Annotated in this window: 13 protein-coding genes; 10 read left to right on the forward strand and 3 right to left on the reverse strand. The window is 74.5% G+C overall.

Annotated elements, in window-relative coordinates; all coding sequences use genetic code 11:
- Positions 1–10 precede the first annotated feature (10 nt).
- Both ACWDD9_RS25275 and ACWDD9_RS25280 read left to right on the forward strand, forming a co-directional pair.
- Positions 11–1129, forward strand: coding sequence for a FecCD family ABC transporter permease (locus tag ACWDD9_RS25275; RefSeq protein WP_199823156.1), 1119 nt, complete (start codon positions 11–13; stop codon positions 1127–1129).
- Positions 1126–1977 (forward strand): ABC transporter ATP-binding protein, encoded by an 852-nt coding sequence (locus ACWDD9_RS25280; protein ID WP_375875484.1) that lies wholly within the window; start codon positions 1126–1128, stop codon positions 1975–1977. Before ACWDD9_RS25275 ends, ACWDD9_RS25280 begins: the two co-directional genes overlap by 4 nt.
- A gap of 22 nt (positions 1978–1999) precedes the next feature.
- Here ACWDD9_RS25280 and ACWDD9_RS25285 read toward each other — a convergent pair whose 3' ends face one another.
- Both ACWDD9_RS25285 and ACWDD9_RS25290 read right to left on the reverse strand, forming a co-directional pair.
- Complete coding sequence (locus ACWDD9_RS25285) at positions 2000–2563, reverse strand: YbaK/EbsC family protein (protein ID WP_387972543.1); 564 nt, start codon at positions 2561–2563, stop codon at positions 2000–2002.
- A 74-nt stretch (positions 2564–2637) separates the two neighbouring features.
- Positions 2638–3486 carry a universal stress protein gene (locus ACWDD9_RS25290; RefSeq protein WP_449812717.1) on the reverse strand — a complete coding sequence of 283 codons (849 nt, stop codon included), beginning with the start codon at positions 3484–3486 and terminating at the stop codon, positions 2638–2640.
- Positions 3487–3760: 274 nt separating this feature from the next.
- Between ACWDD9_RS25290 and ACWDD9_RS25295 the strand changes: the two genes are divergently transcribed.
- The 8 genes from ACWDD9_RS25295 (at position 3761) to ACWDD9_RS25330 (ending at position 12789) form a co-directional block, all read left to right on the forward strand.
- On the forward strand, positions 3761–5038 hold the full coding sequence (locus tag ACWDD9_RS25295; protein WP_449812718.1) for an ABC transporter substrate-binding protein: 1278 nt from the start codon (positions 3761–3763) through the stop codon (positions 5036–5038).
- The gene (locus ACWDD9_RS25300; RefSeq protein WP_449812719.1) at positions 5035–5979 is read left to right on the forward strand and encodes a carbohydrate ABC transporter permease; all 945 of its coding nucleotides are present in this window, start codon (positions 5035–5037) and stop codon (positions 5977–5979) included. The genes ACWDD9_RS25295 and ACWDD9_RS25300 overlap by 4 nt, the downstream gene beginning before the upstream one ends.
- Positions 5976–6809, forward strand: coding sequence for a carbohydrate ABC transporter permease (locus tag ACWDD9_RS25305; protein WP_375875480.1), 834 nt, complete (start codon positions 5976–5978; stop codon positions 6807–6809). The genes ACWDD9_RS25300 and ACWDD9_RS25305 overlap by 4 nt, the downstream gene beginning before the upstream one ends.
- Positions 6810–6884: 75 nt before the next feature.
- Positions 6885–8111, forward strand: coding sequence for an ABC transporter ATP-binding protein (locus tag ACWDD9_RS25310; protein ID WP_449812720.1), 1227 nt, complete (start codon positions 6885–6887; stop codon positions 8109–8111).
- 83 nt (positions 8112–8194) lie between these two features.
- Complete coding sequence (locus ACWDD9_RS25315) at positions 8195–9937, forward strand: multicopper oxidase family protein (RefSeq protein ID WP_449812721.1); 1743 nt, start codon at positions 8195–8197, stop codon at positions 9935–9937.
- A gap of 264 nt (positions 9938–10201) precedes the next feature.
- Positions 10202–11173, forward strand: coding sequence for a SigB/SigF/SigG family RNA polymerase sigma factor (locus ACWDD9_RS25320; RefSeq protein ID WP_449812722.1), 972 nt, complete (start codon positions 10202–10204; stop codon positions 11171–11173).
- 100 nt (positions 11174–11273) lie between these two features.
- Entirely contained in the window at positions 11274–12203 is a 930-nt protein-coding gene (locus ACWDD9_RS25325; RefSeq protein ID WP_449812723.1) for a DUF5133 domain-containing protein, read from the forward strand.
- A gap of 145 nt (positions 12204–12348) precedes the next feature.
- On the forward strand, positions 12349–12789 hold the full coding sequence (locus ACWDD9_RS25330) for an SRPBCC family protein (protein WP_449812724.1): 441 nt from the start codon (positions 12349–12351) through the stop codon (positions 12787–12789).
- A gap of 48 nt (positions 12790–12837) precedes the next feature.
- On the opposite strand, the gene ACWDD9_RS25335 is transcribed toward ACWDD9_RS25330, so the two are convergent.
- Complete coding sequence (locus ACWDD9_RS25335) at positions 12838–13278, reverse strand: hypothetical protein (protein WP_449812725.1); 441 nt, start codon at positions 13276–13278, stop codon at positions 12838–12840.
- Positions 13279–13383: the final 105 nt, after the last annotated feature.

Genomic DNA, 13383 nt, shown 5'->3' on the forward strand with positions numbered 1-13383 from the left:
GAAGGCCCCTGTGAAGACCACCGCAGAGAACGACGCAGAGAACGCCGTGGAACCCGACGGCCCCTCGGCCGCGACCCGGCGGCCGGCGCCGCCCGTGCCGCCCGGCACCCGGCTGCTCGCCCTGGGCGGCCGCTCGGTGCTCGTCCCGGTCCGGCCGCTGCTCGGCTGCACCGTCCTGCTGCTCGCCGTGGTCGCGGTGACCGCCGTCTGCCTGGCCGTCGGCGAGACGAACCTCGACCCGGTGACCGCCCTGCGCGCGGCCTTCGGCGACGGCACCGCGCGCGACGTGCTGCTGGTGGAGAAGCTGCGGCTGCCCCGCGTCGAGGCCGCACTGGCCGTCGGCGCGGCCCTCGGCGTCGCCGGCTGCCTGATGCAGACCCTCGCCCAGAACAGGCTGGCCACCCCGGACACCGTCGGCTTCAACGAGGGCGCCACCGCCTTCGCGGTCGCCTCCGTCACCGGCGTCGCCACCCAGCTGCTGCCCTCCGCCGCCGCCCTGGCGGGCGCCGCCACCGCCGCCTCGCTCGCCTTCGCCCTCGGCGGCGGGGCCGGCCGCAACGGCTACCGCTTCCTGGTCGTCGGCCTCGGCATCGGCGCGGTCTTCGGCGCGGTGACCAACCTGATGCTCTCCCGCGCCGCCATCGACTCCGCCAACGCCGCCTACGCCTGGACGGTCGGCACCCTCAACAGCCGTGACGCCGACGCCGTCGGCTACCTCGAACTCGGCCTGCTGGCCTGCCTGCCCGCCGCCGTGCTGCTCGGCCGCCGGCTGTCGCTGCTGCGCTTCTCCGACGCCGTCGCCACCGGGCTGGGCGTCCGGGTGCGCGGCCTGCGGGTCGGCGTCCTGCTGGTCTCGGTGGTCTGCGCGGGCCTGGCGGTGGCCGTCGCCGGACCGCTCGGCATGATCGCGCTCGCCGCGCCCGAGGCCGCCCGCCGGATCGCCGGACCGCGCTGTGTGCCGGTGCTCACCTCGGCCGTCGCCGGAGCCGCCTTCACCCTGCTCGCCGACCTGATCGGCCGCACCCTCCTGTCGCCGCTGGAGGTGCCGGCCGGCCTGGTCACCGCCGTCGTGGGCGGCCCGTACCTGCTCTGGCTGCTGCTCACCACCCGTCCCCGGAGGACCGCATGACCGCCCGCCCCGCGACCGCTGAATCCTCCGGGACCGTGACGGCCGCCGACGGAGCGCCCCGGCTGGCGACCAGCGCGCTCAGCCTCGGCCACGACCGCACCATCGTGGTGCGCGAGCTCGACCTCGAACTGCCGCAGCGGCAGGTCACCGTCATCGTCGGCCCGAACGGCTGCGGCAAGTCCACCCTGCTCGGCGGCCTCGCCCGGACCATCGCCCCGCGCTCCGGCGCCGTGCTGCTCGACGGCAAGCCGCTGACCTCGCTGTCCACCCGCGCCATCGCCCGGATCATCGGCCTGCTGCCGCAGTCCGCCACCGCCCCGGACGGGCTGACCGTCCGCGACCTGGTCCGCTACGGCCGCCAGCCGCACCAGGGCCTGCTGCGGCAGTGGTCCGCCGCCGACGCCGAGGCGGTCGAGCACGCGCTCGCCGCCGCCGACCTGCACGAGCTGGCCGACCGCCCGCTGGACACCCTCTCCGGCGGCCAGCGCCAGCGCGCCTGGATCGCCATGGCCGTCGCCCAGGACACCGACATCCTGATGCTGGACGAGCCGACCTCGGCGCTGGACATGGGCCACGCGCTGGAGGTGCTGGAGATGGTGCGCGGCCTGACGGCCGAGCGCGGCCGCACCGTCGTCCTCGTCCTGCACGACCTGACCACCGCCTGCCGCTACGCCGACCACATGGTGGCCATGCGCGACGGCCGGGTGGCCGCCCAGGGCGCGCCGCGCGACATCGTCACCCCGGAGCTGGTGCGCGAGCTGTACGGGGTGGAGAGCGTGATCCTCACCGACCCGGTGCACGGCACCCCGGTGGTCTGCCCGGTCGGCCTCGCCCCCCGGGTGCGCTGACGCCGGCGGGCCGGTCAGCCAGTCAGCCGGCCAGGCCCGGCAGCACCAGGGCGCCCGGCAGCTCCGCCAGGGCCCAGCCGGGCAGGATGAGCTTGCCCCGGCGCCGGCCGCTGCCGACCAGGACGTACGGGGCCGCGGCCACCGCCTCGTCGATCAGCAGCGGCCAGCCGCCGGGCAGGCCGACGGGGGTGATGCCGCCGTACTCCATGCCGGTCAGCTCGACCGCGGTGTCCATCGGCGCGAAGGACGCCTTGCGCGCCCCCAGCTGGGTGCGCACCGCCCTGTTGACGTCCACCCGGGTGGTGGCCAGGGCCAGGCACCCGGCCAGGGTCACCTCCCCGGCGCGCTTGGCGGCGACCACCACGCAGTTCGCGGAGAACTCCGGCGGCACGTCGTAGGCCGCGCAGAACACGGCGGTGTCCGCCTGCTCCGGGTCGCTGTCCACGTAGAGCACCGAGGCGGCCGCTCCGGGCGCGTCCCAGTTCTTCAGCGCGTCGGCGACGGGCGCGGCGAGCTCCGCGCCGAGCTCCAGGGCCGGTACGGCGGTGGCGAAGTTCCCGAACGGCGGGGCGGTGGACTCACTCATGGACCGGACTGTAGCGCGCCCGGCCACCCGGTCGGCCGTACCCGGCTGCCGTCAGCCGTACGGGAGGACCGCGGTCAGCCGTACGGGACGACGGCGACCGGGCAGTGCACGTGGTGGATCGCGGCGTGCGCCACCGGGCCGAGGTGGTGGTGGCGCAGCGGCATCCGCCGGATGCGGCGGCCGACGACCAGCAGCCGGGCCGTCGCGGCGGCGTCCACCAGCTCGACGGCGGCCTTGCCGCGGATCAGGTCGGTGCTCACCGTCACCTCGGGGTGCCGGGCCTGCCAGGGCTCCAGGGCCCGGGCGAGGCCGTCGTGCTCGACGGCCGAGACCTCACCCTCCAGCCCGCCGATCGCCCCGTAGGACATGTACTCGCTGCCGGCCGGCGGGGACCAGACGTGCACCACGCGCAGCGGCGCCGAACGGAGCGCGGCGGCCTCGAACGCGAAGGCCAGCACCTCGTCCGCCGGGTGCGCCAGGTCGAGGCCGACCGTCACCGCGCCGTCCGGTTCGTCCCCGCCGGCCCGGATCAGCACCACCGGGCAGTCCGCCCGGCGCAGCACCTCCTGGCTCACCGAGCCGACCAGGAAGCCGCGCAGGGTGCCCAGCCCGCGCGAGCCGAGCACCAGCAGGGCGGCCCCGTGCGCGGCGGCCTCCAAGGCCTCGACGGGATCGCCGGCCACGGAGCCGGCGGTGACCTCGACCTCCGGCGCGAGGGTGCGCAACTCGCGCTCGCGCTCGGCGAGTTGAGCCAGTGCGGAGTGGTCGCCGGGCCTGCTCCCGGGGGCGATCTGCTTCGGCCGGGGCCAGGCCTGGAGGACGTCCAGGCGCAGGCCGCGGCGCTGCGCCTCGTGGGCGGCCCAGGCGGCGGCGGCCAGGCTCTCGGGTGAGCCGTCGAATCCGACGACGACGGGTCCGGTCACGGCGTGCTCCTCGGTTCCGGTGCGGCCCCAGCCCCCGGAGGTCTCGGTGCGGCCAGTATCCGCGCCGGCCCGGACCGGCGCCTCCCGGAGCCGTCGCCGGTCGCGGTGGGTGACGGGACGGGCCCGGTTCCGCCGTCCGGCTGGTCGGCCGGGCGGCGGCGCGGCACGCCCGGGCCGGGCGGGGGCGCCGGGCTAGGGTCGGCCGAACCGCCGCGTGCCGGTCGCGCCGTTCCGAGCGCTCCGCCCCAGCCGGTCCTTTCAGCCCGGGAGAACGATGCCGAGGGTCCCCACGTTCCGCTCGCGGTGGGCGGGCGCCGCCGCCGGACTGGCCGTGCTCGCCGCCGCCCTGGTGGGCTGCGGGGACGGTGGGAGCGGCGGCCCGGTCACCCTGAACTGGTACAACTTCCCGGACGACTCGGGTGCCCTCCAGCAGGCCGCCGACCGCTGCGGGCAGCAGTCCGGCGGCCGCTACACGATCCGCTACAACAAGCTGCCGCGCGGCGCCGACGGCCAGCGCCAGCAGCTGGTGCGCCGGATGGCGGCGCACGACACCGGCGTGGACGTCCTCGGCCTGGACGTCACCTGGCCCGCCGAGTTCGCCGAGGCCGGCTGGATCCGCGAGTGGACCGGGGCGATGCGCGAGCGGGCCACCGCCGACACCCTCGACGCGGCGGTGCGGACCGCGACCTGGCAGGACCGGCTGTACGCCGTGCCGTACAACTCCAACACCCAGCTGCTCTGGTACCGCGACGACCTGGTGCCGACCCCGCCCGCCACCTGGGCGGAGATGCTCTCCCAGGCCCGGGAGCTGGACCGCGAGGGCAAGCCGCACCTCGTGGAGATCCAGGGCGCCCAGTACGAGGGGCTGACGGTCTGGTTCAACACGCTGGTCACCAGCGCGGGCGGCTCGATCCTCACCCCCGACGCCCAGGGGCCCTCGCTCGGGACGCCCGCCGTCACGGCCGCCGGGGTGATGCGCGACCTGGCGGCCTCGGTGGCCGCCGACCCCTCGCTGTCGAACCAGATGGAGGACCAGAACCGGCTCGCGATGGAGTCCGGCACGGCCGCCTTCGAACTCAACTACCCCTTCGTCTACCCCTCGATGAAGGCCAACCGGCCGGAGCTGTTCCCGCACTTCCGCTGGGCGCCGTACCCCGCGGTGAGCGCCGACCGCCCCGCCAGCGTCACCATCGGCGGGATCGACCTCGCGGTGGGCGCCTACAGCCGGCACCCCGACCTTGCCGCCGAGGCCACCCTCTGCCTGCGCGACCGCGACAACCAGCTCACCAACGCGCTGAAGGGCGGCCTCCCGCCCTCGCTGCGGAGCCTGTACGAGACGGCCGAGCTGACCGCCAGCTACCCGTTCGCCGCCGACGTGCTGGCCGCCCTCGACTCCGCCAGCGTGCGGCCGCAGACCCCGGCCTACCAGAACGTCTCCATCGCGATCTCGCACACCCTCTCCCCGCCCGCCGGCATCCACCCGGAGAAGGACGTGGCCGACCTCCGCGGGCAGATCCGGGACGCCCTCGGTTCGAAGGGGCTGATTCCGTGACACCGCCCGTTCCCGGGCCACCGCCCGCTGAGGCCGCGGCCGGCCAGGGACCGGCCGGGCCCTCGCGCGGCGCCCGCCAGGAGAGCCGGCTGGGCCTGCTGCTGTGCGCCCCCGCCGTGGTCGTGATGCTCGCCGTGACCGCTTACCCGATCGGCTACGCCGTCTACCTGTCCCTTCAGCGCTACGACCTGCGCTTCCCGGCCCAGGCGCACTGGGTCGGGCTCGCCAACTACGGCGCGGTGCTGACCTCGCCGTTCTGGTGGCAGGCGCTCGGCGTCACGGTGCTGATCACCGCCGTGTCGGTGGCCGTCGAGCTGGTGCTCGGCCTGGCGCTCGCCCTGGTGATGCACCGTACGGTCTTCGGGCGCGGGACGGTGCGCACCGCGGTGCTGGTGCCGTACGGGATCGTCACCGTCGTCGCGGCCTACTCCTGGCAGTACGCGTGGACCCCGGGCACCGGCTACCTGGCCGCCCTGCTGCCGGAGGGCAGCGCCCCGCTGACGGAGCAGTGGCCGGCCGTCGGTCTGATCATCCTCGCGGAGGTGTGGAAGACCACCCCGTTCATGGCGCTGCTGCTGCTCGCGGGCCTGGCCCTCGTCCCGGACGAGACGGTCCGGGCGGCGATGGTGGACGGCGCGAGCTCCGGGCAGCGGCTGCGGCTGGTGATCCTGCCGCTGATGAAGCCCGCGATCCTGGTCGCGCTGCTCTTCCGCACCCTGGACGCCTTCCGGATCTTCGACAACATCTACGTGCTGACCAGCGGCTCCAACGGCACCGGCTCGGTGTCGATCCTCGGCTACGACAACCTCTTCACCGCGCTCAACCTGGGCATCGGCTCGGCGATCTCGGTGCTGATCTTCGTCTGCGTGGCGCTCATCGCGCTGGTCTTCGTCAAGCTGTTCGGCGCGGCCACGCCTGGCGCGGAACCGGAGCGGCGATGAGCGGCCGGCCCGCCCGGGCCCTGACCGGCTGGGGCATCGCCAACCTGGTGGTCGTGCTCTACGCGCTCTTCCCGGTGTGGTGGATCGTGGCGCTGTCCTTCAAGGACCCGAGCACCCTCTCCGACGGCGCCTTCGTGCCCCGCCGGTGGACCCTGGCCAACTACCGCGGCATCTTCCAGACCTCGGAGTTCACCCGCGCCCTGGTCAACTCGATCGGCATCGCGCTGATCGCCACCACCGTCGCCGTCGCGCTCGGCACCATGGCCGCGTACGCGGTCGCCCGGCTGCGCTTCCCCGGCAAGCGGCTGCTGATCGGGGTGTCCCTGCTGATCGCGATGTTCCCGCCGATCTCGCTCGTCTCGCCGCTGTTCGGCATCGAGCGGGCGCTGGGCCTGTTCGACACCTGGCCCGGGCTGATCATCCCGTACATGACCTTCTCGCTGCCGCTGGCGATCTACACGCTCTCGGCGTTCTTCCGGGAGATCCCCTGGGACCTGGAGAAGGCGGCCAAGGTGGACGGCGCCACGCCGTGGCAGGCGTTCCGGCTGGTCATCGCGCCGCTGGCGGCGCCGGGGGTGTTCACCACCGGCATCCTGGTCTTCATCTTCTGCTGGAACGACTTCCTGTTCGCGATCTCGCTGACCTCCACCACCTCGGCCCGGACGGTCCCGGCCGCGATCGCCTTCTTCACCGGGAGCTCCCAGTTCGAGCAGCCGACCGGCTCGATCGCGGCGGCCGCGGTGATCATCACGATCCCGATCGTGGTCTTCGTGCTGCTGTTCCAGCGCCGCATCGTCGCCGGGCTCACCGCCGGCGCCGTCAAGGGCTGAGCCCGACATCGAGTTTTCCCAGGATGGGTTTCCCAGGAAGAGCCCGCCCCACCCGGCGGGCCAGGAAGGCGGACCGTGGCCGAGATCGTCCTCGACGGCATCACCAAGCGCTACCCCGACGGCGCCCTCGCCGTGCGCCACGTCGACCTCACCATCGCCGACGGCGAGTTCGTGATCCTGGTCGGCCCCTCCGGCTGCGGCAAGTCCACCACGCTCAACATGATCGCCGGGCTGGAGGACATCACCGAGGGCACCCTGCGGATCGCCGGGGAGGTGGTCAACGACCGCGCGCCCAAGGACCGCGACATCGCGATGGTGTTCCAGAGCTACGCCCTCTACCCGCACATGAGCGTGCGCGACAACATGGGCTTCGCGCTGCGCCTGGCCAAGGTCGACAAGGCGACCATCGCCGCCAAGGTCGAGGAGGCCGCCCGCGTCCTGGACCTCACCCGGCACCTCGACCGCAAGCCCGCCCACCTCTCCGGCGGGCAGCGCCAGCGGGTCGCGATGGGCCGGGCGATCGTCCGCGACCCCAAGGTCTTCCTGATGGACGAGCCGCTGTCCAACCTGGACGCCAAGCTCCGGGTGCAGATGCGCACCCAGATCGCCGCCCTCCAGCGCCGCCTGGGCACCACCACCGTCTACGTCACCCACGACCAGGTCGAGGCGATGACGCTCGGCGACCGGGTGGTGGTGATGCGCTCCGGCGTCGTCCAGCAGGTCGGCTCGCCGCAGCAACTGTACGACGAGCCGGTGAACCTCTTCGTCGCCGGGTTCATCGGCTCGCCCGGCATGAACTTCCTCGGCGCCGCGCTGGAGCACGGCGCCCTGCGCACCTCGCTGGGCGACCTGCCGCTGGACGACCGCACCCGGCGCGCCCTGGAGGGCGCGGACGCGCCGCGCGAACTGGTCGTCGGCATCCGCCCCGAGGACTTCGAGGACGCCGCCCTGGTCGAGGGGCACGCCGGAGGGGTCACCGTCACCGTGACCGTCGAGGTCCGGGAGTCGGTCGGCTCGGACGTCTACGTCCACTTCGCGGAGGAGGGCGGCCCGGCGGCGGCCCGGGGCCCCGGCGGCCTCGCCGGACTGGCGGAACTCGCCGAACTGACCGAGCTGGCCGAACTCGCCGCCGACTCGGGCCGGGCCGACACCGGCATGCGGGAGCACCGGGTGGTCGCCCGGCTGAACCCCGCCACCCGGGCCGCCGAGGGCGGCCCGCTGGACCTGCGGGTGGACACGGCGCGCATCCACGTCTTCGACCCCCGCACCGGGGCCAACCTGACCCACCCGGAACGTTCGTAGCGTGGTACGGAAGGCCCAACCCCCGGCCGGCGCGCGGTGTGCCTGACCGTTGCCGTACCGGACCCGACTTACATTGCCCGGTTATGGGAGAAAATGTCGGAATCAGTCGCCGATCGGTGCTCAAGGCCGTCCCCGGAGCCGCCCTCGCGGCCGGCTCCGGCGGGATCCTCGCCCGGCCCGCGGCGGCGGCCGCCGCCTTCCCGCAGCCCGTCGTCCGGCGCGCCCGGTCGGCCCACGGCGGGCCGGCGGCGGTGCTCGAGCAGACGCTCGACGTACGGTTCACGACGCTCTCCGTCCCGGGCTACGGGACGGTCACCACGCGCACCTACAACGGGACCATCCCCGGGCCGACCCTGCGGGCGCGCGCCGGGGACGTGCTGTGGCTGACCCAGGTCAACGGGCTGCCGCCGAACCCGGTCGAGCCGGCCGGCCCAGCCGGGATGTCCGGGATGCCCGGGATGTCAGGCCCGGCGCACCACGGCGGCCACAACCGGCCGCACCGCGTGAACACCTTCAACCTGCACACCCACGGCCTGCACGTCTCGCCGTCCGGGCGCGCCGACAACATCCTGCGCGCGTTCCCGCCGCGCACCGCCGACGAGGCCGCGGCCGGAGCCCCGGAGCCGCGGTACCTGACCACCGTCCAGATCCCGGCCGGCCATCCGGCCGGGACGTACTGGTACCACCCGCACGCGCACGGGGCCACCACCGAACAGATCGCCGGAGGGATGGCCGGGGTCATCGTCATCGAGGGCGACGTCGACGAGGTGCCGCAGATCAAGGCCGCCGCCGACCTGGTCGTCTGCATCAACGAACTCCGGCTCAAGGGCGGCAGGGTCCCCGACTTCACCTCCGGCGACGCCCTGGCCGCCGTCCCGCCCACCTTCACCGTCAACGGCGAGGTCAACCCCGTCCTCGTGCTGCGCCCCGGCGAGGTCCAGCGCTGGCGCCTGGTCGCGGCGACCGCGTTCACCGCCCTCTCGCTCCAGGTCACCGATGGAGAACAGAAGTTGACGCTGCACCAGATCGCCATGGACGGCGTGACCTTCCCCGCGCCGGTCGCCGCCGAGGTGGTCCCGCTGGGCGTGGGCAACCGCGCCGACGTGCTGGTCCGGGGCGGCGAGGCCGGGACGTACGAACTGCGGGCCAAGGGCGTGCCCGTCCCGCTGATGACGGTCGAGGTGGCGGGGGAGGCCGTCCAGCCGCCCATGGAGCTGCCGACCTCGCTGCCGCAGGGCATGCCGTTCCTCGACGAGAAGGACATCGCCAACCCCGGCGGCGACCGCAGGGTGGTCTTCCACGTCGACCCGAAGGTCTTCGCCCAGCCGTTCCCCAACGCCTACCGCGTCCTCGGCAGCCACCCGACCCCCGCGGCCGACCCCGGCGGCGACCTCACCCGCGACCCCGCCTACGGCCTGTTCGACCCCGAGTACGTCAACCACACCCTGGAACTCGGCACCGTCGAACGGTGGACCATCCACACCGACGAGACCATGCCGATCTTCCACCACCCCTTCCACCTGCACACCAACCACGTCCTCGTCACCCACCGCAACGGGGAACGGCTCGACCCGCCGGTGTGGCAGGACACCGTCGACCTGACCGGCGGCAAGCCGGGCGACACCGTCACCCTCCTGGTCAAGTACGAGGACTTCACCGGCCGCACCGTCCTGCACTGCCACCAGCTGCAGCACGAGGACCTCGGGATGATGCAGCTGGTCGAGTACGTCCGGCCGCGACGGCCGGAGCCGGCCGGATGGCCGGGGTGGCCCCAGCAGCCCGGGTGGCCGGGGTGGCCGGGCCGGCCTCGTCCGCTCGATCACTGAGCGCTGCCGGGCGCCGGCGGCGGCGGCGCAGGAAAGCTCCTGGAACGTGCGTTCGGAGCCGGATCCCGGGGTAGACCAGTCGTACAGCGGCCGTGCGATTCCGGCTGCTCCAGCACCTCGGGCGGTGCCGCCGGGGCCGGTGCCACCGGGGCCGCGCCCGCAGTGGCCGGGCACGGGTCCCGGGGGAGAAGTCCGTGACACGCCGCACGAGGTGCGGGCCGTACGTGGCGCCGGGCGCTCACCCCGGCGCCCAGGAGCGATCACGTGTCCGTCCACCTGGAAACAGCCGGCTGGGAAGCGGCCCCCTCGGGCCTGCCGCCCGACCTCCCGCGACGGCCCACGGCGGCCGAACTCCGCCGCATGGGGAAGTCCGAGGCGCGGGAGCTGAGCGATGCGCTGTTCGAGCGGCTGGCCGGGCTGGTCCGGGAGACCCGCGCCTACAGCTACGTCCGCGGCACGATCATCGAGCTCAACATGCCGCTGGTGCGCTTCATCGCCGCCCGCTTCCGCCACCGGGCCGAGGACATGGAGGACATCCTCCAGGTCGGCACGATCGGCCTGATCAAGGCCGTCGACGGCTACGACCCGCGGCGCGGCGTCGAGTTCGTCACCTACGCGATCCCCACCATCACCGGCGAGATCAAGCGGTTCTTCCGCGACACCTCCTGGCCGGTGCGCGTCCCGCGCAGCATGCAGGAGCTGTACCTGTCCGTCGCCCGCGACTCCGACCGCCTGGAGCAGGAGCTCGGCCGGCTGCCGCGGCCCGAGGAGATCGCCGAGGACCTGCACCTCACCGTCGAACAGGCCACCGAGGGGCTGCTGGCGGGCCGGGTCTACCGCCCCAGCTCCCTGGACGCGCTGCGCGACCAGGACACCGACGAGACCGGCAGCGCCCTGCTCGACCGGCTCGGCGGCTGCGACCCCGGCATCGAACTCGCCGACTTCCGCACCGCCGTCCGCCCGCTGCTGGCCCGGTTGCCCGAGCGTGAGCAGACCGTCCTCAAGCTGCGTTTCTGGGACGGGTGCACCCAGTCCCGGATAGCGGACCGGATCGGCGTCTCCCAGATGCACGTCTCCCGGCTGCTCAGCGCCACCCTGGCCTGGCTGCGCGAGGAACTGGAGGACCGGGACGCGCCCGGGTGGGGCGGCGGGGAGCCCGAGGCCGTCGCTTCCGGGGGCGGGCTTGACGGCGGGCCCGGGAGCGGTTCCGGCGGCGGGCGCGAGGGCGGCGGCTGAGGCGGTGGGGCGGGCCGACGTGCGGGGTGGGGACCCGGGGTGCGGTTTCGCTGCGTGATCGGCGCATACTTTCCGTAAACACACGGAGGTGCTCATGCCCATGGTGGATGTCGCTGCCCTCGGCCGACTGGTCGCGGAGTACGAGGCCCTGTCCCCGTCGAGCTCGCCGGAGGCCCGGCAGCGGTTGCGCGACGTCTGCTACACGATCGGCATCTACACGGGCGAGGCCGACGCCGTCCGCGCGGTCGCCCGGGCCCGCATGCTGCTGGCCCGTCAGGGCCCGGCCGACGGCGGCGGGGCGGCGGCCGGAGCCCCGGCGACCGACCGGGCCCGGGCGGCGCTCCTCGCCGAACTCGGCGACCTCGCGGCCCGCGAGCGGGTACGGGCCGCGCCCCTGCCCAGCCTGCACGACGTGGTGCAGCTGACCAGGGTCACCGTCCCGGACTGCGTGGGCGCCGCCGTGAGCACCTGGCACGACGACGGCTCGGTCGAGACCTTCGCGGCGACCCCGTCCTACCTGCTCGCCCTCGAACGCGCCCAGAGCGGGGCGGACGGCGGCCCGCTGCCCCGGCTCCGCCGCCAGGGCGAGGGCCAGATCGTCGTCCGGCTCGACCCCGGCCGGCCGGACCGGTTCGCCGACCGCGCCCGGCGCTGCGGCGTACGGGCCGTGGCCGGCGCGCACCTGCGCACCCACCCGCACGGCTGCACCGTGTTCAGCGCCTACCTGCGCACCCCGGTCGACCCCGGCACACCGGCCCTCGGGCTGGTGGAGGTGCTCGCCCTCCAAGCGTCGGCCGCCCTCGACCGCTTCGCGCTGTCCCGGGCCGTGGCCGACCTCCTCGACCGCCGGCACGCCACCGGCCTGGCCATCGGCCTCACCGCCGAGCGGTTCGACGTCACCCCGCACGCAGCGCTGAGCCTGCTGGTCGGAGCCGCCCAGCGACTGGGCACCGACCTCGCCACGGTGGCCCGGCACCTCGCCGACGGCGACCGGCCGCGCACCGCGCCCGGCGAGCGGAGCGGCTCGTAGCGCGGGCGCGGGACGGTTGCGCCGGTGCCGGACGGTTGCGCCGATGCCGGACGGGCAGGCGTACAGGAAGGGGGGCGGAAGGCGTGCAGACGGGCGCGCGCAGACGGGCGGGAAGGCCCCGGCCGCGCCGTACGAGGAGGTCGTCATGAGCATGGTGAAGGAATCCGTGGACGTGGCCGTCCCCCTGCACGCCGCCTACAACCAGTGGACGCTCGCCGAGGAGTTCCCGCGCTTCATGGAGGGCGTCGACTCGGTGAGCCGGCTCGACAGCCGCCACAACCACTGGCAGACCAGCATCGACGGCATCACCCGCGAGTTCGACACCGAGATCGTCGACCAGGAACCGGAGGAGCTGATCGCCTGGCGGGGCATGGACGGCGAGGCCGAGCGGAAGGAGGTGGTGACCTTCCGGCGGCTCGACCCGGGCCACACCCGGGTCACCCTCGCCGTCGACCTCCGGCCCGCGGGCCCGGGGGAGCAGGCCGCCGACGTCCGGGGCGAGGTCGACCGGCGGGTGAAGGGGGATCTGAGGCGGTTCAAGGAGTACGTCGAGGAACGCGCGCGGGGGAGGGGCGGGGCGGGTTGAGCCGGCTCCGTCGGCCCGTGCGGCTTCCGTCGGCCCGCGTCGGCCCCGTCAGCCCGCGTCGGTCATCGCGTCGGCCCGCGCGTCGGCCCGCGCGTCGGCTCGGCGGAGGTCGCTCCAGTGCGCGAACGCGGCCACCGAGCCCAGCGCGGGCAGCGCCGCCGCCGCGAAGATCCCGAACAGGTACTCGCCCGACAGCGCGGTGAACGCCAGCAGCAGCACCTGCACCCCGGCCGTCGCCGCCAGGAGCCTCCAGCCGGGCCGCGGGCGCCAGACCCCGCGCACCGCCAACGCGTTGATCCCGGCCATCGCGAACCCGGCGGCCCCCATCACATACGGCACCCACTGCGGCTTCGGCGCCACCTCGTCCTCGAACCCGGTCCCGTTGTAGAACAACGGGACCGCGATGCAGAAGAACATCACCACCGCCACCGTCTCCAGGATCAGCAGCACGGTCGTCGCAGCCCGCGACAGCCAGGAGAGAGCGGTCATGGTGGGGAGCCTTCCGGGAGTTCGGTGTTCTGTACTGCGACACCCGGGGAGCCCGGACCGCAGCGGTCCATCGCCACTGGAGGAATGGCACGACCGCGCGACGGG

The organism is Kitasatospora sp. NPDC001119, assembly GCF_053598475.1.